At 69.9% G+C, this 23,547-nt stretch carries 20 protein-coding genes; 9 read left to right on the forward strand and 11 right to left on the reverse strand.

What is annotated here, in order from left to right; genetic code table 11:
- Nucleotides 1-34 precede the first annotated feature (34 nt).
- The 3 genes from LNW72_RS39640 (at nucleotide 35) to LNW72_RS39650 (ending at nucleotide 4,006) form a co-directional block, all read left to right on the forward strand.
- A complete protein-coding gene (locus tag LNW72_RS39640; RefSeq protein WP_250979866.1) occupies nucleotides 35-1,471 on the forward strand; it encodes a DUF2252 domain-containing protein in 1,437 nt (478 codons plus the stop codon).
- Nucleotides 1,472-1,660: 189 nt separating this feature from the next.
- Nucleotides 1,661-3,007 carry a chloride channel protein gene (locus LNW72_RS39645; RefSeq protein WP_250979867.1) on the forward strand — a complete coding sequence of 449 codons (1,347 nt, stop codon included), beginning with the start codon at nucleotides 1,661-1,663 and terminating at the stop codon, nucleotides 3,005-3,007.
- 75 nt (nucleotides 3,008-3,082) lie between these two features.
- Nucleotides 3,083-4,006 carry an aldose 1-epimerase family protein gene (locus LNW72_RS39650; protein WP_250979868.1) on the forward strand — a complete coding sequence of 308 codons (924 nt, stop codon included), beginning with the start codon at nucleotides 3,083-3,085 and terminating at the stop codon, nucleotides 4,004-4,006.
- A gap of 22 nt (nucleotides 4,007-4,028) precedes the next feature.
- On the opposite strand, the gene LNW72_RS39655 is transcribed toward LNW72_RS39650, so the two are convergent.
- From LNW72_RS39655 to LNW72_RS39670, 4 genes are all read right to left on the reverse strand, one after another.
- Nucleotides 4,029-4,649 (reverse strand): L-threonylcarbamoyladenylate synthase, encoded by a 621-nt coding sequence (locus tag LNW72_RS39655; protein WP_250979869.1) that lies wholly within the window; start codon nucleotides 4,647-4,649, stop codon nucleotides 4,029-4,031.
- 93 nt (nucleotides 4,650-4,742) lie between these two features.
- Nucleotides 4,743-5,588 carry a hypothetical protein gene (locus tag LNW72_RS39660; RefSeq protein WP_250979870.1) on the reverse strand — a complete coding sequence of 282 codons (846 nt, stop codon included), beginning with the start codon at nucleotides 5,586-5,588 and terminating at the stop codon, nucleotides 4,743-4,745.
- Between the two features lie 461 nt (nucleotides 5,589-6,049).
- A complete protein-coding gene (locus LNW72_RS39665) occupies nucleotides 6,050-7,465 on the reverse strand; it encodes an amidohydrolase family protein (protein ID WP_250979871.1) in 1,416 nt (471 codons plus the stop codon).
- A gap of 85 nt (nucleotides 7,466-7,550) precedes the next feature.
- The gene (locus tag LNW72_RS39670; RefSeq protein ID WP_250979872.1) at nucleotides 7,551-7,829 is read right to left on the reverse strand and encodes an Atu4866 domain-containing protein; all 279 of its coding nucleotides are present in this window, start codon (nucleotides 7,827-7,829) and stop codon (nucleotides 7,551-7,553) included.
- A gap of 209 nt (nucleotides 7,830-8,038) precedes the next feature.
- Between LNW72_RS39670 and LNW72_RS39675 the strand changes: the two genes are divergently transcribed.
- Entirely contained in the window at nucleotides 8,039-8,782 is a 744-nt protein-coding gene (locus tag LNW72_RS39675; protein ID WP_250979873.1) for a hypothetical protein, read from the forward strand.
- 102 nt (nucleotides 8,783-8,884) lie between these two features.
- Here the strand turns inward: LNW72_RS39675 and LNW72_RS39680 are convergent, their stop codons facing one another.
- The 6 genes from LNW72_RS39680 to LNW72_RS39705 all read right to left on the reverse strand — a co-directional run bounded on the left by LNW72_RS39680 (nucleotide 8,885) and on the right by LNW72_RS39705 (nucleotide 17,699).
- Entirely contained in the window at nucleotides 8,885-10,006 is a 1,122-nt protein-coding gene (locus LNW72_RS39680) for an NADH:flavin oxidoreductase (protein ID WP_250979874.1), read from the reverse strand.
- Between the two features lie 173 nt (nucleotides 10,007-10,179).
- Nucleotides 10,180-12,096, reverse strand: coding sequence for an SMI1/KNR4 family protein (locus LNW72_RS39685; protein ID WP_250979875.1), 1,917 nt, complete (start codon nucleotides 12,094-12,096; stop codon nucleotides 10,180-10,182).
- Between the two features lie 89 nt (nucleotides 12,097-12,185).
- Nucleotides 12,186-14,264: a tetratricopeptide repeat protein gene (locus tag LNW72_RS39690; protein ID WP_250979876.1), complete on the reverse strand. Its 2,079-nt coding sequence runs from the start codon at nucleotides 14,262-14,264 to the stop codon at nucleotides 12,186-12,188.
- Nucleotides 14,265-14,270: 6 nt separating this feature from the next.
- Nucleotides 14,271-15,497: a hypothetical protein gene (locus LNW72_RS39695; RefSeq protein ID WP_250979877.1), complete on the reverse strand. Its 1,227-nt coding sequence runs from the start codon at nucleotides 15,495-15,497 to the stop codon at nucleotides 14,271-14,273.
- Nucleotides 15,498-15,994: 497 nt separating this feature from the next.
- Nucleotides 15,995-16,192 (reverse strand): hypothetical protein, encoded by a 198-nt coding sequence (locus LNW72_RS39700; RefSeq protein WP_250979878.1) that lies wholly within the window; start codon nucleotides 16,190-16,192, stop codon nucleotides 15,995-15,997.
- Between the two features lie 331 nt (nucleotides 16,193-16,523).
- On the reverse strand, nucleotides 16,524-17,699 hold the full coding sequence (locus LNW72_RS39705; protein WP_250979879.1) for a low temperature requirement protein A: 1,176 nt from the start codon (nucleotides 17,697-17,699) through the stop codon (nucleotides 16,524-16,526).
- Nucleotides 17,700-17,941: 242 nt separating this feature from the next.
- On the opposite strand from LNW72_RS39705, the gene LNW72_RS39710 reads away from it, so the two are divergent.
- Entirely contained in the window at nucleotides 17,942-19,729 is a 1,788-nt protein-coding gene (locus tag LNW72_RS39710) for a serine/threonine-protein kinase (protein WP_250979880.1), read from the forward strand.
- 86 nt (nucleotides 19,730-19,815) lie between these two features.
- Here the strand turns inward: LNW72_RS39710 and LNW72_RS39715 are convergent, their stop codons facing one another.
- Entirely contained in the window at nucleotides 19,816-20,784 is a 969-nt protein-coding gene (locus LNW72_RS39715; protein ID WP_250979881.1) for a Clp protease N-terminal domain-containing protein, read from the reverse strand.
- Nucleotides 20,785-20,852: 68 nt separating this feature from the next.
- Here LNW72_RS39715 and LNW72_RS39720 point away from each other — a divergent pair, with 68 nt between their 5' ends.
- The 4 genes from LNW72_RS39720 (at nucleotide 20,853) to LNW72_RS39735 (ending at nucleotide 23,415) form a co-directional block, all read left to right on the forward strand.
- Entirely contained in the window at nucleotides 20,853-21,212 is a 360-nt protein-coding gene (locus tag LNW72_RS39720) for an excisionase (protein WP_250979882.1), read from the forward strand.
- A 252-nt stretch (nucleotides 21,213-21,464) separates the two neighbouring features.
- Nucleotides 21,465-21,983: a MarR family transcriptional regulator gene (locus tag LNW72_RS39725; RefSeq protein WP_250979883.1), complete on the forward strand. Its 519-nt coding sequence runs from the start codon at nucleotides 21,465-21,467 to the stop codon at nucleotides 21,981-21,983.
- Between the two features lie 89 nt (nucleotides 21,984-22,072).
- Entirely contained in the window at nucleotides 22,073-22,528 is a 456-nt protein-coding gene (locus tag LNW72_RS39730) for a hypothetical protein (protein ID WP_250979884.1), read from the forward strand.
- Between the two features lie 8 nt (nucleotides 22,529-22,536).
- Entirely contained in the window at nucleotides 22,537-23,415 is an 879-nt protein-coding gene (locus tag LNW72_RS39735; protein ID WP_308402124.1) for an NmrA family NAD(P)-binding protein, read from the forward strand.
- The last annotated feature ends 132 nt before the right edge of the window (nucleotides 23,416-23,547 follow it).

The raw sequence follows: 23,547 nt of genomic DNA on the forward strand, positions 1-23,547 counted from the left end.
ATGATCCGATATGAGTGCATCCAGGAGGTATCCGATGACCGAGCACCCCGCCGCTAGGACCCGCCCCGTACCTGAGGCGACGCCTGCGGAACGAGCGGCACGCGGCAGGGCGGCCCGTCGTGACGTGCCCCGTTCGAGTCATGCTGAGTTCTCGCCGTCGGCGACCCGGCCCGATCCGCTGGGCATCCTCGAGAGCCAGTCGGCGACGCGGGTGCCCGAACTCGTGCCGATCCGCTACGGGCGGATGACCGAGTCGCCTTTCCGCTTCTACCGCGGCGCCGCCGCGATCATGGCCGCCGACCTCGCCACCACCCCGGACTCAGGTATCAGGACCCAACTGTGCGGAGACGCGCATCTGCTGAACTTCCGCCTGCTCGCCTCGCCGGAACGCCGGCTGTTGTTCGACATCAACGACTTCGACGAGACGCTGCCCGGTCCCTGGGAATGGGATGTCAAGCGACTGGCGGCCAGCCTCGTCATCGCGGGCCGGGCCAACGGCTTCGCGGACGCGGAGCGCGCCGACATCGTGCGGGCGACCGTACGGTCCTACCGGGAGTCGATGATCCGGTTCGCGGGCATGGGCCATCTCGCCGTGTGGTACACGAAGATCGACGCGGATCGTCTCCAGGAAGTGGCGGCCGAGCAGTTGGCCAAGCGCGGCCGCAAGGGCGTGGCGCGAGCGCTCGCGAAGGCCAGGACCCGGGACAGTCTGCAGGCCTTCGACAAACTCACCGAGGTGGTGGACGGGCAGACCCGGATCGTCGCGGACCCGCCGCTGCTCGTGTCGCTCGACGATCTGCTCCCCGACGTCGAACGCGGCGCCCTGGAGGAGGAGTTCCACCGGCTGATCGAGAGCTACGGCCGTAGCCTCACGTCGGACCGGCGCTCCCTGCTCGCAGGCTTCCGGCTGGTGGACGTGGCCCGCAAGGTGGTCGGCGTCGGCAGCGTCGGCACCCGATGCTGGATCTTCCTGCTGAGCGGCCGGGACGGCGACGACCCACTCTTCCTCCAGGCCAAGGAGGCCGACACCTCGGCGCTCGCCCCCTATGTGGGCGCGAGCGAGTACGAGAACCAGGGCGAGCGGGTGGTTGCGGGACAGCGGTTGATGCAGGCCGCGAGCGACATCTTCCTCGGCTGGCAGCGGGTGGACGGGATCGACGGGCGGCGCCGCGACTTCTACATCCGTCAGCTCCGTGACTGGAAGGGCATCGCCCAGCCGGAACTGATGGTGCCGAGGGGCATGAGGGCGTTCGGCGAGGTCTGCGGCACCACCCTGGCCCGCGCCCACGCGAGGTCCGGTGACCGGATCGCGATCGCCGGATACCTGGGGCGCGGCGACGTCTTCGACCGTGCGCTGACGACGTTCGCCGAGAGCTACGCCGACCAGAACGAGCGTGACCACCAGGCACTGGTGAAGGCGGTCAAGGACGGCCGAGTCACCGCCGCGCAGACCGAACCCGACTCCTCCTGAGCGAGCCGGGAGAGGGGTACGGACGGCACCCCGTCCGGAGCGTTCCGGCCAGGACGCTGGGCCATCGGAATGGCAACCCGGCCGTCGTCGCCCCGTAGGGACCGGCACACCCGGGAGCATCGTCGTCGCGTGATATCACGGCATCGAAGACCTCGCGTGCCCGCCCGCCAGTGCTGAGAGACGGTGATCATGTCGGCCGACGGTGTCGGGCAGTCGGGGGCGAACCCCAAAGACCCTTTCGCGCTGGTCCGCGCCCGCGGGTATCCGGTCCTGCTCGTGGTGGCCGCGGTTCTCGGCGTGCCGGTTTCGGCGGCGGCGTTCGGCTATCTCGCCCTCGTCTCCGAACTCCAGTCCCTGACCTACACGGACCTCCCCACGGCACTGGGCTTCCACGGAACACCGTCCTGGTGGCCGGTGCCGCTCCTCGCCCTGGCAGGACTCCTGGTCGGCCTGACCATCCGGTACCTGCCGGGCGGGGGCGGCCACAAACCGGCCGAAGGGCTCGTGGCCAAGGGTCCGACACCGGCCGTCGATCTGCCCGGCATCGTGCTCGCAAGCATCGCTTCGCTCGTCCTGGGCGTCGTCCTCGGCCCGGAGGCGCCGTTGATCGCGCTGGGCAGCGGGCTGGCCGTCGGCGCCGTACGCCTGGTCAAGAAGGACTTTCCACCGGACGCGACCGCCGTGGTGGGGGTCGCCGGGAGCTTCGCCGCCATCAGCGCGCTGCTGGGGTCCCCGCTGATCGGAGCGTTCCTCCTGATGGAAGCGTCCGGCCTCGGCGGGGCGATGCTCGGGATGGTCCTGGTTCCGGGGCTGCTCGCGGCCGGAGTCGGCTCGCTCATCTTCACCGGCCTGGGCTCGTGGACCGGCCTGGGCACGTACTCTCTGGCCCTGCAGCAGGTGCCGCACACCGACCGGCCCGACATCGCCGCGTTCGGCTGGGCCATCGTGGTCGGGGTCGCAGCGGCCCTCGTCGGCACGGGGATCCGCCGGCTCGCCCTCTTCCTGCAAGCACGGGTCGAGCGGCGGCGGGTGGTGGCCACCGTGTTGGCGGGCACGGTCGTCGGCGTGATCGCGCTGGTCTACGCCGAAGGGACGGGCAACGAGGCGTCCGGGGTGCTGTACTCCGGGCAGAGCGCGCTCAACCCCCTGCTCAAAGGGTATGCGGGGTACTCGATGGGCACCCTCCTGGTACTCGTGCTCTGCAAGGCGCTCGCGTACAGCGTGTCCCTGAGCAGCTTTCGGGGAGGCCCGATCTTTCCCGCGATGTTCGTGGGAGCGGCGGGCGGGCTCGCCCTCGCCCATCTGCCCGGACTGGACGTGACGTCCGGGTTCGCGATGGGCATCGGCGCGATGTGTGTGGCGATGCTGAAACTGCCGATGACCTCGGTGCTGCTGGCCACGCTGCTGCTGGGAACGGAGGGTCTCACCGTGATGCCCTTGGTGATCGTCGCGGTCGTGGTGTCCTACGTCATCTCGCTCAGACTCACTCCGGTTCCCGCCGACGTTCCCGCGGACGTTTCCACCGGCCACCCGTAGCCCGAAGACCCGTTCGGGCGACTCGGCGCGTGCGAGCCGAGTCGCCCGATACCGAATCCGACCTGGAGGCCGTACGTGTCCGAGAGTCCTACCGGGCAGCAGATTCTGCTGCGCCATGGTGAGCAGACCGCTGTCATCGTGGAACTGGGCGGTGCGTTGCGTGACTACGCGGTCGAGGGTCGCCCGGTGCTCGACGGCTTCTCGGCCGATGAGCGCATCACGGGAGGCCGCGGTCAACTCCTCGTGCCCTGGCCGAACCGGATCGGGCAAGGCCGGTACCTCTGGAACGACCAGGACCTCCAACTCCCTCTGACCGAACCGGAGAGCGGCAACGCCATTCACGGGCTGCTGCGCTGGATGTCCTGGCAGGTGGTGGAACGCGAGGAGCACCGGGTACTTCTCGGCGCCACCCTGTGGCCGCAGCCCGGCTACCCGTTCCACCTCGACGTCCGCGTGGGGTACGTGCTCGGGGCGGACGGACTGACGGTGACGGTCGTCGCACACAACCTCGGCGAGGACACAGCACCCTACGGCGTTGGCCAGCACCCCTATCTGACCGTCGGCACCGAGGCTGTGGACGACGCGGTGCTCCTCGTCCCGGCCCGGAAATGGCTTCCGCTCGACGATACGGGTATGCCCGTCGCGGCCGAGGATGTGACGGGGACACCGTTCGACTTCCGCACGGCCAAGGCCGTCGGCGGGCAGCGCCTGGACACGGCCTTCACCGAACTGGAACGGGACTCCTCCGGTCGGGCCGTCGTGCGTCTCGCACATCCCTCGGGTTCGCACGGCACCGACCTGTGGCTCGGGGAGGGCGCCGGGTTCGTACAGGTGTATACCGGAGACACCCTGCCTGAGCGGCGCCGCCGGGGTATCGCGGTGGAGCCGATGTCCTGCCCGCCGAACGCGTTCCGGAGCCGTGACGGTCTGGTGGCACTCGCACCCGGCGACCTGCACACGTTCCGTTGGGGTCTGCGAGTGTGGCGCCAACAGGACTGACGGCACGTGGCAGGACGCGCGGCTACTCGAACCGTGTGGTGTCGCCCGCCCCGCGGCGGAGGATCTCCGTCCCGCCGCCGGAGAAGTCGATGACGGTGGTGGGCTCGGTGCCGCAGTCGCCCGAGTCGACCACGGCGTCCACCACGTGATCGAGCAGTTCCTTGATCTCCCAGCCCTGTGTCATCGGCTCCGACTCGCCGGGCAGCAGCAGGGTGCTGGAGACGAGCGGCTCGCCGAGTTCGGCCAGCAGTGCCTGCGTCACGACGTGGTCCGGGATGCGCACGCCGACGGTCCGCTTCTTGGGGTGCTGCAGCTGGCGCGGTACTTCCTTCGTCGCCGGCAGGATGAAGGTGTAGCTGCCCGGTGTCGCCGCCTTGACCGCCCGGAACACGTCGTTGTCGATCTGTACGAACTGCCCCAGTTGCGAGAAATTCTGGCAGATCAGAGTGAAGTGGTGCCGGTCATCGAGGTTCCGGATGGACCGGATGCGGTCGATGCCCTCACGGTTGCCCAGCCGGCAGCCCAGCGCGTAGCAGGAGTCCGTGGGGTACGCGACCAGCGAGCCGGACCGAATACTGTCGGCCACAGCGCTGATGATGCGCGGCTGGGGATTTTCGGGATGTACGTCGAAGTATCGTGCCATCGGTCAAGACTAGGGCGCTTCTTCGGATCGGTATGCCAACCGAGGCCGCGGCAGCCGGGTCACATGGTCGTGCCCGGCTGCCCCGGAGAGTGCTCAGTTCCACCCAGGCCGTGTGCTCGTCGGCGGGAACGCGAGACCGGTCGGCGTGTTGAGGCCGGTGGAAGGAAGCGTGACCTGCCCGCCGCCCGTCTCCCGGACGCGCACCACCCGGTTGTTGAAGGCGTCGGCCACATAGAGGCCGCCGCGGCTGTCGAGCGCGAGTCCCAGCGGATCGCTCAGACCGGCGATGGGCACCGTGCTCTGCGCACCGCTGTCCGCGGCCACCTTCACCACGCGGTTGTTGCCGCTGTCCGAGATGTAGAGGTCACCCTTGGCATTCAGCGCCAGCCCGGTCGGCTGGGAAAGGCCGACGGTGGGCACGGTGGTCTGACTGCTCCCGTCCGCGGAAACCCTGACGATCCGGTCGTTGACGAAGTCGGAGATGTACAGCACTCCGTCGGCCTTCAGCGCCAGGCCCCAGGGATGCAGCAACCCCGTGGTGGGGACGGTCGTCTGACCGCCGCCGGCGGATACCTTGACGACCCGGTCGTTGAAACTGTCGGCGATGTAGAGGCCGCCGGCGGCGTCGACGGCGAGCCCGAGCGGGCGCGACAGGTCGACGGTGGCCACCGTGGACTGCTCCCCGCCGCTCGGGGCCCGCTTCACCACCCGGTTGTTGCCGGTGTCGGAGACATAGAGATCTCCGGCGGTGTCCCACGCCATACCGGTCGGACGGACCAGGCCGTCGAAGGGAACCGTCGTCTGACCGCCACCGCCCGCGGGCAGTGTCACCACCCGGTTGTTGCCGTAGTCGGACACGTACAGCGGCTGGCCGGCGGGCCGGCCCGCGTCACCGGCCTGTGTCGCGTCCGCCGATCCGATCGGCAGCGCACAGAGCAACAGCAGTCCCGATACGGCCGCCAGCCGCCTCGTCCACCCCCTGTTCGTGCGGCCGGTAGCTGCCGAAGGTTCGCACGTTGGTGCTCCCGCTGTCCTGCGTTTCACGACTCACCCATCTGTTCTGGACGGTCGGCCCGTCGCCGTACCGGCCTCCGGAAACGGTCGGCACCGCGCGAAGGCATGGAACGGCGCCGCTGCTATGACGGACGGCCACCCACGGCAGACAGGACCGTCGGGCGCCCGCTCGGCCCGTCAACCGCCGACCCTAGGAAGCGGCGCCGGGGGAGTGCGGGAGCCACGCCATCGACCGGCACGGCGGCCACTCCAATGCTCCGCGCCTCACGACGGGGAATCCGGGCCACTCATCGGAAACGCACGCACCAGATCCCGCCGGCCCGTCCTCCGGGCGGACCCGGGCAACCTCCCAGCGGTAGCTGAGGGAGCTCCTTCGGCGGTGCTCACTAGCTCTGGGCCTGGGCCGCCTCAGCGCCGAGGACGTGGTCGCGTGACTCGGTGACCGCGCTGCGCAGCGCCGGCAGGTCGACGCCCAGGACCTTGCCGTTCCACTTGCGGACCTGGCCGGCGATGAACACGACGGCGATGTTGCGCGAGTCGGACCCCAGGACGACGGTGCCGACCGCATCGTTGAGGGGCATGGTGTTGATGTCCTCGGCGTCGATGATCAGAAGGTCGGCCTGCTTGCCGGGGGTGAGGGAACCGGTCGTCTCCCCGAGACCGATGGCCTTCGCGCCGTGCAGGGTTGCGAAGTCGAGAACGTCGTGCGTGCTGATCCGATCCGGTTGGTCCGGGGTTCCGTGGACGGCGTTGACCGCCCGCATGCGCTGGATGGTGTGCAGGGCGCGCATCTGGGTGAACATGTCGCTGGCCAGAGCGACCTCGACGTCGATACCGAGGCCCGGCCGGATGCCGGCCGACAGTGCCTCGTCGATGGCGGGGATCGCGGAGTCCAGACCGATTTGGGCATCGGAGGTGGGTGCCAGGGACACGGTGCTTCCGGTGTCCGCCATCGCCTGCCAGGCCTGCGACGTCAGGCCGGTGCAGTGGATCAGCGTCACCTGCGGTGTCAGCAGGCCCTCCTTGGCCCAGCGGAGAATGGCCGCGGAGGAGGCGGCGCCGAAGACCGCGTCGATACTGACCCCGATGCCCAACTCCGCCGCGGAACGGGCGAGCTGCGGCCCGTAGGCGAGCTCGGGTCCGGCGATCTCATCGGTCGCCAGTGCCGCCAGGCGCAGTGTGAGCAGCGGGTGGTCGCTGGTGAAGTACCGCGCTTGCAGGCGGGCGAGGTCGCCGGGCCACTGCCGGTCCCAGTCGCCGAAGTGCGGGCCCATGGAGGCGTGCACACCCCGGATGCCCGTGTCGATCAGGGCCTGGACGGCTTGGTCCGAGTGGGCGGGGGTGCGTGAGTTGTGCGAGAAGTCGAGCATGCAGGTGATGCCGTTGTCGATCGCGGTGAGAGCGGCGAGCCGGGTGCCGACGTACATGTCCTGCGGACGGTAGACCGGGGCCAGGCCGGCAAGGGTTGTCATCACGTACTCACCGAGGTCGTTCACGTCCGGCATGAGCCGGCGCAACTGTGCCTCCCAGGCGTGCCGGTGTGTGTCGACGAAACCGGGGGAGAGGATGAAGCCCGTCGCGTCGATGACCACGGCGTTCTCGGCCGCCCCCTGGGAGAGCAGATCGGGTGCCACCGCGCGGATGGCGTCCCCTTCGATCAGGACGTCGGCACGCGCCAGGACACCGAGGACGGGATCCATGGTGATGACGGTGGCTCCGGTGATCAGAATCCGGCGGTCGGGGTCCGCGGACCGGTTGTTCAGTGCGTCGATCAGTGCGCTTGCATCGCGTCGGAGGTTCATGGGTTGGTCCTTGCCTGTCGTGCGGTTGGGCGGGGAGGCAGCAGTCGCCTTCGTGGGGCAGTCGTCCGGGGGGACCGGGTGGCGATCACGGGGTCGGCTTCCCGTCTTCGCGGTGGAACACGTAGCCGGCGTGGTGCAGGACATCGTCACGGAAGTCACCGGAGGCGGTGAAGCCAGAGTCGTCGGCGTATGCGATGTGCGTGCTCGTCACCTGGTAGCTGCCCGTGTAGGCGCTTGTGCGGGTGCCACGGGCCTCGTCGTAGCGGCCGTTGGGCAGCAACTCCTGGCGAATGTGCCCATCGGCGGTCACCCACATCCCGATGTAGGGATGCGGGTCTGAATCCGGTGCGCATGAGGAGGTCATGTCCTCGACTGTCGCCGTCGCGAGCTGCGACAACCAGGGCCACGCCAGTCCTGGGAGCGCGGTTCCTGGGTGCGACGCACCCTGCCTTGGGAAGTGCGGGGACTGCTCGCACGAGATCGTCACCCTGACCGTGTGTCAGGGTGCGGTCAGGGTTGGGCGGGGGGCGGCCCGGACGTCCTGTGGCAGCGCTCGAAGCCAAGCTGTGCCTCATGACCCGAACGAAGAGTCCCTCTGTCGCTCTTGCCGCCACCGTGATCGCCGGTGCACTGACACTGGCCACGGCCACCGCCTCGAACGCCGCCGCGCTGCCGCCGAAACCGTCCGACCCCGGTATACCCACATCCTTCGACTACCGCGACTGTCCCCAGCTCCCGTCGGGAGCCGATCCCTCCGCCTGGCGCTGCGAGGTGATGGTCGCCAACATCCGCCTCGCGACCGGCAGGATCCCCGCCGTCGAAGTGCCGTTGACCGTCACCCATTCCGAGGGCCCGCTGCCCGACGGCACCACCGGCCAGGTCTTCGGCGCGATGCGCGCCCAGCCGGTCGCCGTTCCCGGCGTCCCCGGTCTCAAGATCCAGCCCGAGTACGCCGGTCACGCCGACTTCATCGGCAACGGCACCATCCGTGGCTCGATCGACATCAAGCTCCGCCTCCGGTACCCGGGCTCGCGGCGGTCCTGTGCCATCGGCTCCGACCATGCGCCGCTGACCGTCACCTCCACCGCGTACGGGCCCACGCAGTGGGTGTCCCAGCAACCGCCGATCATCAAGGGGGAGATGTACGACAGCACGTTCGCGGTACCCGGTGTGAACAGCTGCGGCCCGATCGTCGGCCGGCTGCTGGACCGCGCGTTCGCGCTGCCGTCGCCGGCCGGCCGCAATCAGTTCTCGATCGTCGGTTACTACAGCTTCCGGACCCACGCGGAGCTGCCCGGTCAGGGGACGTTGTCGTGATGGGGGTGGGACGTCGGCTCGGCTGAACGGCTTCAACCGACCGACGTCGACCGACCGACGTCAACCGACCGACGTCAACCGACCGACGTCAACCGACGGGCGTCAGGTGAGGGACTTCAACGATGCTGCGTCGTAGGCCCCGAGCTCTCCGAAGCGGCCGTCCAGCACCTTCGCCGCCCATTCCGGGTCGTGGAGCAGCGCGCGGCCGATGGCGACCATGTCGAACTCCTCCGACTCCATGCGGTCGAGGAGGTCGTCGATGCCCCTGACGGCGGCGCCCTCGCCCTGGAAGGCCTTCTGGAAGTCGCCGTCGAGACCGACCGAGCCGACCGTGATGGTGGGCTTGCCGGTGAGCTTCTTCGTCCAGCCGGCCAGGTTCAGGTCGGCGCCGTCGAACTCCGGAAGCCAGTAGCGGCGGGTGGAGGCGTGGAAGGCGTCCACGCCGGCTTCCGCCAGCGGGGTCAGGATCGCCTCCAGTTCCTGCGGGGTCGCGGCGAGGCGGGCGCGGTAGTCCTGCTGCTTCCACTGCGAGTAGCGGAAGAGTATGGGGAAGGAGGGGGAGACGGCGGCGCGGACCGCGGCCGCGATCTCCGCCGCGAACCTCGCACGGGCCACCGGGTCGCCGCCGTACGCGTCGGTGCGGCGGTTGGTGCCCGACCACAGGAACTGGTCGATCAGGTAACCGTGCGCGCCGTGCAGCTCGACCCCGTCGAAACCGAGGCGCTCGGCGTCGGCGGCCGCCTTCGCGAACGCCTCGACGACGTCGTCCAGGTCCTGCTGCGTCATCGCCTTGCCGGTGACCTCGGCGCCCTCGGTGGTGATGCCCGACGGGCCCACCGCCGGGGCGTCCGGGTACGGAAGATCCCCCGCGTTGCGCACCATGCCGATGTGCCACAGCTGCGGCACGATCGCGCCGCCCGCAGCGTGCACGGCGTCGGCGACCTTCGCCCAGCCCGCCAGTTCCGCCTCGCCGTGGAAGCGCGGAACGCGGTCGCTCTGTCCGGCCGATTCATGACCGACGTACGTGCCCTCGGTGACGACCAGGCCGACACCCGCGGCGGCGCGACGGGCGTAGTACGAGGCCACGTCCTCGCCGGGAACTCCGCCGGGGGAGAACATCCGGGTCATGGGTGCCATCGCGATCCGGTTCCGGACGGTCAGGCCGTTCAGCGAGACCGGCCGGGACAGGATCCGGGCCGCGCGGTCGGAGGCGGTGAGGGTCATGAGGGCTCCATATGGGACGAGAAACAGTAAGAAGAGTGAGAAAAAGGTGCATAACGGTTGGTATGTGCGCATGCATCAATGTCCCTCATGGCAACCGATCCGCCCGCCGCGGGATTCCGCCATCCCGCCCATACGTCGATGTGATCTGGGTGACAGCGGGGGCCCGTCGGCGTTCAGGGCCGGTGCCGTGTGAAGGTGATGTAGGAGAACGCCTCGCCCGCGCGTGGTGCCCGGGTCCAGGACCGGGTGGTGAAGGTGGGGAGACCGCCCTGGGTCAGCGCGAAGCGGGGCAGCGAGAGTCCGAGTTCGGTGTGCAGGGCCTCCAGTACACGCAGTTCGTTGTCCCGTTCACCGTCCTCCGGCCGGAACAGCCGTGCGGGCTCCAGCGCCTCGGGTATCGCACCGGAGCGCTGGATCTCCGTACCCCGCACGGTGAACGCGTAGAGCTCCACGCCCTGTTCGGCCACCGACAGATGGAACGCGGACGGACTGTCCCCGGAGGACCAGCGCTCCGGTTCGCGCCACACCACCACGGCGCGACCGGACGAGGCGGCGGCCGCAGCGGGGGACAGGAACAGCTTGGAGAGGTGCTGGGGGCGGCCGTCGAAGGCGAAGGCCCACTCTTCGGCGCTGCGGCCGACCGTACTGCGGCCGACCGTGGCCAGGGCCCGGTCCTCCCAGACCTCCATGCCCTCTCGCTCGCGGGGCTTGGGCACCCGCCAGGACAGTCGGCGCTGATCCGTGGGCGCGCTCAGTTCAGCGCCTTCCTCGCCGATCAGGGCGGGCAGACGGGCCGGGTCGACCCCCTCGACCCAGACACAGCGGTATCCGTCGAACGGCTGCCGGTCCGCCCCGGGATCCGTCAGCCAGGCGAGACCCGGCGGGTCGAGATCAGGCAGCGGCTCCGGAGTGGGACCCGCCTCCCCGGCCCGTGGTGTCGCGAGGATCTCTCGCCCACGCTCCGGGGTGATCAGGGGACCCAGGACCGGATCGGCGAGCAGGCCGATCGGGGCGATCAGCGACGGCCCGGGCGCCTCCCACAGCGGGAGCGCGTCCCGCAGCACCCGCCACGCGGCGTCGGTCGATCCCCAGCGGGCCGATTCCCGGGCCTCCGTGACGGCCCGGCCCCATGGACCGGGAGGCGCGTAGCGATGGGTGCCGTCCCGCATCGTGCTCAGTACGGCTTCGACGGTTTCCCGGGCAGCCCCGCGCGCGGCCATCATCCCGATCCAATGGTCATCCCCGCCCGGCCGCCCTTCGCCGCGTGCCGGCGCCATGGCCTCCACGGGCAGGATCTCGGGCAGGTAGCGCGGGTCGGCCACCAGATCGCCGTAGCTGCGGGAGCTGTGCGGAGCCAGCAGATGCCGGAGCTGGTCCAGCAGGACGGAGCTGCGTGGCCGTCCGAAGGACAGCGCCTCCTCGAGCAGGGGCAGGGCCTCCTCGTACCGTCCGCGCAGGGCCAGCAGGCGGGCTTCCTCAACTCGGGCATCCTGCGCGCGCGTGGTCGCGTTCACGAAGTCGGGCCGGTCCACCCGGTCGGAGTGGAAACCGCGGTACATCGCCTCCATGTACGCGCGGAACGAGGGGTAGCGGTCAGGCCGTTCACCGCCCCATCCCTTGTAGACGTAGAGCGCCCACTCACCGGCCTGGTCGCTGTCGCCCGGATCCAGCAGGGCGTGCGACATGTCGGAGTCCGTCTCCAGCCGTAGTGCCCGTCGCCACATCCCGCCCAGCAGGACGTCCTCCTCGCGCGGGTTCTCGCCCAGACTCTCCTCATACAGCTGGGTCATGTCGAACGGATCCTGGAACCAGTCGATGTCCGCGGCGCCGCCGAGCTGAGAGACCCCCGCCGTCTGGGCCACGTGCCACCCGTCGCTCACGGCCAGGAACTCCCGGTAGGAGGGCGGCAGCCGCCGACCCAGCCGCTCCTCGGCCGCGGCGATGGCGGCCTCGGCCGCCCCGGGCCCACCCAGCCGGACGATCGTCTGCCCGCCGGCCACGTCCGCGCCGACGTTCGCGTCCGCGCGCGGAACCCACTCGTCCTGCCACCGTCCCAGAAAGCCCTGCCAATTGAACGACGCACCATTCATGACCGGATGGTGTCACCCGGCACTGACAACGGTCTCGGCACCGGGGTCTCATGCAGTTGCGGGGTGGGCCGCGCGCCGTTCACCGGCCCTCACGTCAGACAGTGCTCGCGCTGCTCCCGCAACTCCGGTACATCCGCGCCCGGCAGGGTCAGCGCACGGTCGAAGTCGGCGAGTGCGAGGTCGCGCTTGCCCTCGGCCTGGTAGGCGATGCCGCGGTTGAGCAGCACGTCCGGGTCGTCGCCGACCAGGTCCAGGGTGGCGGTGAGGTCCTGGACGGCGGCTTGGTAGCGGTCCTGCTGGTAGTGGACAACGGCGCGGTTGAGGAGGGCCGCCGGGTAGTCCGGGTCGAGGTCGACGGCCGAGTTGAGCGCCTCGAAAGCCTCGGCGAGCGCACCGCGTTGCAGGAGAATGGTGCCGCGCATGCACAGCAGTCGCGGGTCCGCGGGCCGCAGTTCGAGGCCGGCTGTCACATCGGCCTCCGCCGCGTCGAAGTTCTCGAGGTCGAGTCGCAGTTCGGCCCGGGCGAGCCGGGTGTCGACGTCGTCCGGCTCCATCTCCAGGACGTAGCCGAAGTCCGCCAGCGCACCCTCCGTGTCACCGTTCTCGACGCGCGCCGTTCCGCGGTTGTAGAAGAGCTCGGGGAACGGCGGGGCCAGCTGTACCGCGCGGTCGTAGTCGGCCAGGGCTGCTGCGAAGTCGCCGCGCGTGCGGTGGATCCGGGCCCGCTCGGAGAGGTAGTCGGTGTAGTAGGGGTCGAGGTCGACGAGCGTCGAGTAGTCGGCGAACGCCTCGTCCAGCCGGCCGGTGGCCGTCAGCAGCCGTGCCCGGTTGTACAGCAACTGCGAGCGGTGCAGCTGCCACTCATCGCCCGTCAATTGCGCGTCCAGTCGGGCCATGCAGAACTCGACGAGTTCCAGGGCGCGCCCCAGGTTGCCCCGGTGCATCTCCACCAGCGCCAGACCGTTGTCGTGGAAGACGCTGAAGGTGAGCCGCTCGGCCGGGTCGGGCAGGATCCCGGCGATGGCCGCGGCGTTGTTCTGCCAGCGCAGCGCCTGGTCGTGGTCGCGCGGCCGGAGGAAGCGGGTGTGCAGCATCGCGATCGAGTAGCTGGTCATCATGTGGACCTTGGGATCCGGGAAGCGCTGGAGCAGGTCCAGGTAGAGCTCCATCGACTGGTCCAGCCGGTCGAGCGGGACGCAGGCGTGCGCCGCCTGCTGGGTGAAGTCCCAGAAGTCGTGCTGCTCGGCGTCCGGGTCCGTGACCGCCCGGCCGCGCAGGCCGAGGTCGACCACCATCGCGGAGAAGCCGACCTCGACGCAGTAGCGCTGGGCCGCCAGCAGGGCGAGCCGCCCGGCGCCCGACGGATCGCTGCCGTGCTCGCGGTGGTAGGCGAGGGCGCCGACCCGGACCCCCCAGCCCGGGGACGCGTCCTCCAGCTCCTGTGCGCGCCGGTCGTGCAGCCGCGCGCGCAGGGCCGGCTCCGCGTGCTGGTAGGCGCGCAGCTCGTCGGGGTCGCTGCTCGTACCGTCGCCGGACACGTATGCCTCGGCCCACTCGGCCGACCCGGCTTCGCTGCGCGTGGTATCGGATCCGGGCGCCGGCGCCCCGGCGTCGGTCCGCTCGGTGCAGCGGTCCAGCACCCGCGCCAGCTCGTCGGGCAGCTCGCCCTCCGCACCGCGGACCACCACCTGTAGCTGCTGCGGGTCGGCGCGGCGCACCAGTACGGCGATGAACTCCTGCGTGGTCGGCTCCGCCTCCGCCACCTCGTCGAAGACCAGGCAGGGGGCGGGCTCGCCGCTGGACCGCATCCGGCGGGCGTACTCGAGCAGGAAGGTGACGATGCCCTGGCTCATGCAGCGGATCATCCCGGCGCCGAAGAACCGGGTGCGTTCCTTGACCGAGGACTCGTTCGCCAGGGTGCGCGGGGCCGGCCCGATCAGCTCGGCCAACTCCGGTATGCCGTAGAGCAGTTCCACCCGGTGGTGCTCCACCAGTTCGGGCCACCGACGGACCGCCTCGGGCAGTACGGCCCGCAGTACGGTGTCCACTCCGGTGTACGGACCGCGCAGCTGCCGGTGGCAGCGGGCCACGACGGCGTGCCCCTCGGTACCCGCGTACCCCGGCCGGGCTGCCGGGCTGCCGCCCATGATCCTGCGATGACCGGCCATGTCAGTTCACCCTTCGCTCGGAGAGGTCGTGGACAGGGAGCGGGACAGTGGCGCCGAGGGCGCCCCGTACGAGGCGCGGCGCTTGCGCCGGGAGAGCACGATCAACGCGACGACCTGGGCCACGTTCATACCCAGCGACAGCAGCGAGTCCCAGAAGTGCGGATCGACATGCCCGGAGCCGATGCCCTGGACGGCGATGCGGAAGTAGCTGACGGTGACCGGGATGCTGGCGAAGACCGTGATGGTGGCCAGCACGCAGAAGCCGAGCAGGATGAACGGCCCGTAGAAGGTGCCGACCCGGCGGTCCTGTTCGGTCCACTGCTCCTCGTCGGCCTGCCGTTCCGGGCGGCGCAGCAGGCGCCAGACCCGGTTCTTCAGCAGCGCCTTGGCCGCTTCGTGCAGGTCGTAGCAGCGCAGCGCGGTGGCGAAGACGTAGTAGAGGTCGGTGCGCAGATAGAGCTGGAACTGCCAGCCGATCCGCATCACGACAGTGAACGCCAGCGCCAGGCAGACCCGTCCGGTCAGCGGGAAACTGCCGTCGGCGTGCCGGCCGGCCGCCGCGATCAGGCCGAGTATCCCCAGCACCACGGCATCGCAGACCATCCCGGCCAGGAACGGCAGGTATCGCTTGCGGCGTTCCACACTCATCAGGCCGTTGGTCTGTGTCTCGGCCACGATGTAGGTGAGCCGGTTGCTCAGTCGCAGTTTGGTCGGCAGCCCCAGGCGCCGGCCGGCGAGAATATGGAAGCCCTCGTGGGCGAGCAGCAGCGGGATCTGCCCGAAGGTGATCACGAGTTGGACCGCGAGCAGCGACTTGACGAAGAAGATCTGCGAGGGGGCGGGCCGCAGTTCGCCGTGCCGGGCGACGGCCACCAGCCAGCCGGCCACGACGGCCAGGTAGCAGAGCCAGGCCACCGGCGAGAAGGCCGCGCGGCCCAGTCGGCGGAAGCGGACTTCGGTGGCGGGTTCCGCCGGTTCCGCGGCGTCCTCGCGGACGAAGCCCAGGTCGTTGAGCGTGGCCACGAAGTCCTCGACGTCGACCGGCTCGTCGAAGGTCCGCTCGTACCACTCGGCGGCCTCGTCCAGTGGCAGGCCCTCGGAGAGCTGCCGCAGCAACTCGGCGCCGTCGGCGGGAAAGACCGCGTAGGTGCCGGTGTCCAGCCGACCGACCACGACCCCGTCACCCTCGGGGACAAAGCTCAACTCGTACACCGCAAGGGTGGATCCGCTCACATCGCTCCCCAGTATCGGCCGGCACCCGGCGTACCCGGGCGCACCGGAGATCCGGCGCGCCCGGGCGGGACGTACCGCGTTACCGTTACGCGTTGGCGCTGTACGGGCACTGACAGGCGGCCGACGTCAGGCGGATGTCGCCGGTACGGCGGACGGTGATCTTCTTGGTGGCCTTGAGAGCGGTGGTCGACTTCATGGTGAACCTCCCGGCTAGGTGGCTGCCCCGGCCGGCGGCCGGGCGGGACTCAACATCCCCGGTCGACTCAGGTGCGTCAAGGCATTCTCCACCAGCTCAGATTGATCAGTAGGCGCCCGATACCTCCCTCTCATCCATCTGAGCTGCCGCCTTCCGCGTCCGGATTCGCGGCTGGTGCTCGCGGTGGCCGAGAATATGGCTCAGACCCTACGGGTGCTCCCCGACTCGGGTCGGCGGCCGGGAAATCCCCGGCTCCGCGTGCGCGGCGACCGCAACGCCCCGGGGTCGGAGATGCCCGTGTTCATCGCCGCCGCAGCCAACCGGGCAGGTTGGGGAGCAGGCAGGGCAGCCAGTGCCGCAGTTCCTGCATGACCCGCAGCGCTTGTCGGCGGCGGGCGGGAAACTTCGACCACACCGCCGGAGCGATGACGATCCCGAACAGCAGAAGGACGACGAGGAGCCAGCCGCCCACGGCGGCAACCAGCACAAGGTGAAGCATGAGAGCCTCCGAGGCCATGACAGAGTCATGGGGCTCTCTCCCGCCGGCGGAGACCGACCTGCAGCGCCGGGCAGCCTCTGAACGCTGCCGTGTTGACGGCGATGCAACACAAGGGATACTCCACTCCCGGTGATTCCCTCCCCACTCGACAAGATCCCTACGCTTCGCAACTCGCTGATGCCGTTGGGGCGTCGGTAGGTTGGCGCTCAGCGTCCTTGTGTCGGATTGCGCAGGAGCGGAAGGCCACTGAGTTTGACGTCGTCCCGCAGGCCTTATCGAATCGCTGGGGCGACGGGCGGCCGGGAGGCGACCCGGTAACGTTGCTCGCCTCTTATGGCGTGGGGGAGCCGCCAGGCTCCCGTGCCGGGTGTGCAGGCCCTCCGCCGATCCCGGTTCCGCGGACCAGCCCGCTTTCCCACGCGATGAGTGCCAGCAGCACCAGCGCGGCTGTCGCGAGGGCGAAGGCGCCGCTGTTCCAGAGAGCGGCGGGGGTGACGAGGGCCGCGACGGCGAGCACGGCTGTGAGCCGGGGGCGGGTCCAGCTGCCCGCCAGCGTGCGGTGGAAGCAGGCGAGTCCGACCAGGTAGAGGCAGATGCCGAGGGGCAGCAGCAGGGCCGCGAGGTGGTGGGAGGAGTGGTGGAACTCGTCGATGGCCTTCTCCATCCCGACTGCCGCGACCGCGATGCCGAGGATGATCAGGTAGTAGGCGTAGCCGAAGGAGTAGACGGCGACGCGCGGCCGGCGATGCGCCGGGACCCGTTCCAGCCGTGCTTCGCTCTCCCGCTCCTCGCGGTCGAAGTAGAGCCACCACATCTCGGCGCTCAGCACCAGAGCCAGGAGGGCGCCGACGATGGAGGTGGTCACGTTGGTCTCTCGCGAGGTCGCCGCGCCGACCTCGGCGATCGACTCGCCGAGGACGATGATCACTGCGAGTCCATGGCGCTCCACGAAGTGCCCGGCACCGACCGCGAACTTGGCGACCCCGGTGACCAGGGGTGTCATCACCTCCATCGCGGCCGCCAGCGTCCAGAGCCACAAGCGTGCGTGCGGCGGAACGAGCCCGGCGGCCAGCACCACCAGGGCGCTGGCCAGGTTCAGCGGCCCGATGCGGATGATGCCGAGGTGCCCCGAGGTGCCGATGAATCCGACCAGGTGGACCGTGACGACCAGGAGGTAGCTGGCACCGAAGATCAGCGCCCAGGGCCCCGTTCCGGCGGCTTTCGGTACCACCATCGACATCACGAAGAACCCCGCCGTCCCGGTCAGGAGGAGCAGGCGGGGGCCGGTACGGTCCAGATCGAGCGCGTTGGTCAGCCAGGCGTAGCCGGAGTACATCCACCAGATGATCACCAGGAGCACGGCCACGCGTCTCAGACTGAGGAGCGTTGGTGCCGCGGCGAGGATGGAGGCGACCTGGGTGATGGTGAAGACGAAGACCAGGTCGAAGAAGAGTTCCAGCGGTCGAACGGCGTCCGCGGCGTCGGGGACGGCTCTCTCATGGGTCACGGTCGCGATTGTCCCAGCAGGTGCCGAAGCACCTGCGGACCAGATCACAGCCGCGTGTTGTGGAACGGAAACGGCGTCCGAACCCTCCTGTCGTCTCTCTGGTCGACCGTCCGGGAGCCGGTGCGGAGAACCGTCCCGGGCGTCCCGCGCGTCCTCTCCTGCACCGGGTGAATCAACAGTGTCTATTCTCAGGTGAGTTACGCCGATGACCAGGCGAGAAGAACCGGGGGAGTCACGCCATCATGAGCGGTACGAACGGGGACGGACACGACGAGCGGGACGATTACGTCGATGGGGGCATCAAACCGCTCGCGGTGAGCGACCCGGCGCGCATCGGGCCCTATCTGCTGCTCGGGCGGCTCGGCGCCGGTGGCATGGGGCGGGTGTTCCTCGCACGGTCGGACAGCGGGCGGACCGTCGCGGTGAAGGTCGTGCACGAGGAGCACGTGTCCGACGAACAGTTCAGGGCGCGGTTCCGGCGGGAGATCGATGCGGCACGGAGGGTCGGCGAGCAGTACACGGCGCCGGTGCTCGACGCGGGTCCGGACGACGAGCCGCCATGGGTCGCCACCGGGTACGTTCCCGGGCTCTCGCTCGAGCAGGTCGTCCGGCGGCACGGGCCGTTGCCGACCGCGTCCCTGCATGCCCTCACCTTCAGGCTGCTGAAGGCGCTCAAGGACATTCACGACGCCGGGATCGTGCACCGCGACCTGAAGCCGTCCAACGTGATGCTCACCGTGGACGGTGCGAAGGTGATCGACTTCGGGATCGCGCGGGCGCTCGAAACGTCCGTCGACTCCTTGCTGACCAGTACGGGGATGGTCGTCGGCTCTCCGGGGTTCATGTCGCCGGAGCAGGTGCGCGGGCAGCGCGCCGGGGTGAAGAGCGATGTGTTCACCCTTGGCTGCGTGCTGATGTATGCGGCCAGTGGGAAGCTGCCGTTCGGGCAGGGGGCCAGCAATCAGCATGCGGTGATGTTCCAGATAGTCGAGGGCGAGCCCGATCTGACAGGCGTCGAGGATGCCTCGTTGCGGGCGCTCATCGCCCGTTGTCTGATCAAGGATCCCGGCGAACGGCCCGGCGTCGACGAGTTGCTGGACGGTCCCGAGCGGACACGTCCCCTCATCACGCTCGGCACCTGGTTGCCTGCCGCCGTGGTCGCGCAACTCGCGCAGCAGTCCGCGCGGCTGCTCGATGCCGAGGCGGAGCCGCTTCGGGAGGAGCCCGTGGACCGGGCGACCGTCGGTCTGCGGCCGCAGGCCGGGATTCCCGACGTCCTACCGGCCGCAGGAGGCGTCCCCACGGGGGAGCGCGAACGACGGCCCCGTCGGCGCAGCACGCTCATCGTGCTGCCCATCGTCGCCGTCATCACCGTCGGTGGCGGCACGGCCGCGCTGCTCCATACCTTCGACAGCGGTGGCGGGGCCGGAGCGGAGGCCAAGTCGCCGGCCGGCAGCTTGAGCGCTGTTCCCGCGGGCAGCAACGCACCCGGAACGGCCGGTAGTTCGCCCTCCACGGCGCAGGGCGCGACGGGTGAGCAGAACACCCAGGGTGGCACCGGGAGTTCGGCGCCACCAGGTGGTGGCGGCAGTAGCAATCCGACCGCCGGTGGCGGGTCCGGCCCCTCGGGCGCGGGCGGCGCCGGTCCGTCCAGCCCCGTCGGCTCGACCCCCGGGCCGCCCGCCACCAAACCGGCCACGAAACCCGCCACCACGCCCGCCGGCTCCCGGCCGCCCGCCATGACGGGCTACAACATCGCCTACAACAATTCCTGTGTCGGGGCGTGCAACATGCCGCTCACGGTGTCCTGGTCGGCGATCCCCCGGGCGACCCGGTACGACGTCCACTACACCAACAAGGGCAGCAATTTCACCACGAAGAACGTCGACAGCATCCTGCCCACCAGTGGCACCAAGTACGTGATCAACGGCCCGTACTCCGGTGACGAGATCTGCGTCTCGGTGCGTGCGGCCAACCAATACGGTGCCTCTGCCTGGGCGCAGACCTGGTGCGGCACGGTGCCCTACTAGGGTCCGTTGTGAGAGTACTGGTCACAGCCGTTCGTTGCGGGCTGCGACCAGCGCGAGGCCGAGCAGGGCGCCGTTGAGCAGCCGGTTCACCGGCGGAGCCGGGGCGTGAGGACCGCACGTACGATCTTGGCCACGTTGCTCGTGGGGGCTTCGTCCTCTTCGGGTTCCGGTTCCAGCACACGCTGGATCTGCAGCAGCAGTTGGTTGGTCGACCGCCAGAGCGGGACGAACAGGCCGGCCACCGGCCCGACGCCCTGGATCGGGCCGTTGGACAGCTCCATGACCTTCTTGGCGATCGTGACCGTCGTCGGATCCCGCAGGATCAGGTGCACCTCATCGTCGACCAGCCGGATCTCCATCAGGCGCGCGGCGCCTTCGTCCGGGTTTGCGTCCGTGGTCGTCTCCGGATCCAGTTCGTCGAGCTTGGCGGCGACCGCGTCCGGGTCGACCCCGAGTTCGCGCAGCGCCTTGGCCGCCATGCTGTTCTCCGCCCGCAGCATCGCCTCAAGGAGGTGATGGCTGCCGACCGGTGCGTCACCGGCCAGCGCTCTGGCCGCGGACACGGTGTCCTCGGTGGCGGAGGTTCCGGCCGGCCATGAGTCGGCCGCGACGTCCTGCGATCCCTCCCATGACGCCAGCACCGCGGCACGGATCTTGGTGATCGGACGGATCCGCTCGGCAAGTACGTTCGCTCCGACGCCCTCACCTTCCGCGACCAGGGCAAGCAGGATGTGTTCCGTACCGATGGAGGTGTGGTGCAGTTGCTGCGCCTCGCGTAGGGCGAGTTCCAGGGCCTTCTTCGCGTGCGGCGCGAACGGGATGTGGCCGCGCCGCTCCTTCGTGCCGGGCTTGACCACCGCGGCGATATCGGCCTGCGCCGTCTCCTTGTCGTACCCGAGCTGCTGCAGAACTCTCGCCGCCTTGCTGTCCGGCGCGTCGAGCAGCCCCAGCAGGAGGTGCTCCGTGCCGATGTGGCTGTGCTTGAGCAGCCTCGCCTCCTCCTGAGCCGTGACGACCACCTTGCGGGCTTCCGGTGTGAATCTTTCGAATGGCATGCTTCCAGGGTCTCAACCCTGTCAATACACTGGTATTGACAGGGTCACTGTGCTGAGGGGAGGGTCTGATGGGGACACCGTCGGACTGGGAGGACCGGCTCGCTCGCTGGCAGAACGAGCTGGAGCTGTTCGAGCGGCTGGACGAGACGCCCTGGGTCACGCTGGGCAAGGCGGAGGCGGAGACCGGCGTTTCCCGCTCCGCCCTGCGGTCCTGGTACCGCAATGGCGAGATCCAGTCCCGGCTGGTGGACGGCCCGAACGGGCCGCAGCGCCTGGTCCAGCTGGACGCGGTGATCGAGCGCGCCGCCGCGTCACCGCGCATTCAGCGCAGGGCGGAACGCGAAGTCAGCCTGGAAGCCCAGGTCACCCTGCTGCGGCACCGGGTCGACCAGCTCGAGCTGCGGCTGGCCGCACTGGAGCGGAAGTGACCGGCGCGGGCAGCACCGTGCCGTCTGCCGGGAACGGTCGACCCAGCTGAAGGGCGCAGGCCCGGCGGTGTCTACGCCCGCCTCACCCGCGTGGACAAGTCCGAGTAGACCCTGGTGATGGGCGTCTGCGGTCGGTGTGCGCTTGTTCCACTGACGACGAGACCGGGCCGACCGTCCTGGGGGAGTGGTCCGGTGTCCGACGTCGCTTGCGCGCCTTGACGAAGAGAATGATTAGTGGCCATACTACTTTGCATGGCACAGGAACCGAGGCCCGAGGAAATCCCCACGCTGGATCAGGCCAGATACCAGATCCGGCGTTACGGCCTCGACGTCGACCCCCAAGCGGTGCTCGTCGCGGTGCGCCTGATGACGGCCGGGGCCCGGCTCGGCCAGGCGGTCGAGGTGCACTTCTCCCGGTTCGGCCTGTCCGCCGGACGCTACCGTCTGCTGGCCGACCTCGAGGACGCGGACGGCGAGAAATCCCCCTCGCAGCTCGCGTCGAGCCTCGGAGTTTCCAGGGCCACCGTGACGGGCCTGCTCGACGGCCTGGAGCGGGACGGACTGGTGCTCCGTCGCCCGTCCGCCGAGGACGGCCGCTCCGCCGTCGTCGTTCTCACCGCCCGGGGGGCGCGCAAGATGCGGGAGTTGGCCCCGGAGCACTTCAGCCGGCTCCAGGCGATGGTGGACCCGCTCAGCGCCGAGGAGCGGACGGTCTTCCTGGACCTGTTGGGCCGTCTCGTCCGGGGCATTCCGGCGCTGACGGAGGACTAGCTGCCGGGGCTCGCATTCCCCTCGCATCCGTTACTTACCACCACCGTGGGCTGGGTTTTCCACGCCCATATAGTTAGGACGCTAATCAAATGATGACTGAAACGGGTGGCTCCGCGCCGCCCCGCTTCACCCTGTGGCGCGAGGTACTGATGGCCTACCTGGCACCAGCGCTGATGGCCGGCGCGGGCGGCGTCGCGAGCGCCCAACCGGACCTGGCCATCGCCGCCTGCACCTCCATAGCGGGCACTTCGGCGGTTGTGGCCACCCTGATCGGCTCATGGCTGCAGCGCCGTGGCACCCGGGGCGGGTGGCTCACCACGGCGCCGCGGATCGTACCGACGGTCGCGCTCACCATCGGGGCCGCAGCCGTCGGATCTCTCGTCGCCTGGCTGGTCACCGGCTGGACGCCGGGCGGGACCACCGGGCACCACGGGTCGTGGCCCGACCGGCTCCGGCTGGACCTCCCGCTCTCCTCGGCCCTCGCCGCCGGGATCATCACCTGGCGCTGGCGCGGAGCACACACCACACGAAAGGCACAACGATGATCGTCGTCATGGGAGCCACCGGGGCCACCGGCAGCGCACTCCTTCAACGCCTGGTCACCCTCGGGGTGCCGAGCCGGGCACTGAGCCGCGACCCCGACCGCCTGTGGGCCGGCCTCGACGAAGCGGCCCGCGCGCTCGTCGAGGTCCGAGGGGCGGACGCACAGGACCCGAAGTCGCTGCGGAACGCCTTCCACGGCGCCGACCAACTCTTCATCAGCATGGTCAACAGTCCGGCACAGGTCGCTCTGGAAACCCGCGCCATCACCCTCGCCGCCGACAGCGGCATCCGGCACATCGTCAAGCTCTCCGCCCCGGCGGCCGCCCCGAACTCCCCGGTCGCCATCTCCCGCTGGCACCACAGCATCGAGGAAGTCCTGCGCGAGAGCGGCCTGACCCACACCCTGCTGCGCCCCTACGCCTTCATGCAGAAACTGCTGACCCTGGCACCGGCGATCGTGGCCCGAGGCGTCGTCCTCGGCTCCCTGGGGAACGCCGCTTGCAACTACGTCGACTGCCGCGACATCGGTGACGTCGCCGCCGAGGCGCTGGTGCGACCCCAGGTCGCCGGGCGGACCTACACCCTCACCGGGCGGCGTACCTTCAGCCAGCCCGAGTTGGCCGAGCTGCTGAGTTCGGTGCTCGGACGCCGTATCGAGTACGTCGACCTGCCGCCCGCGGCCATGCGGCAGAACCTGGTCGAGCACGGCGGCCTGCCCGACTGGCTGGCCGCCCACATCGTCGAGATCCAGCAACTGGCCGTGACCCGGCCGGAACAGCCCACGGACACCGTCTCCCGAATCCTGGGCCGCGAACCCCGCACGCTGGAGGCCTTCCTGAGCGAGAACATCCAGCACTTCCAAACAGGCCCCACCGCCGCCCGGCGCTGACCCCGTCCGTGGCACACGGGTCCGGTCCGGGCGCACGCCACCGGGCCGGACCCGTCCGCGGATCGGCGGAAGCGGCCAAGCCGGCGGCAGCCGCTGGTGCAGCCGCTGCCGATGCCGACCAGCAGGTCAGGC

Source organism: Streptomyces sp. RKAG293 (genome assembly GCF_023701745.1).
GTDB lineage: Bacteria > Actinomycetota > Actinomycetes > Streptomycetales > Streptomycetaceae > Actinacidiphila.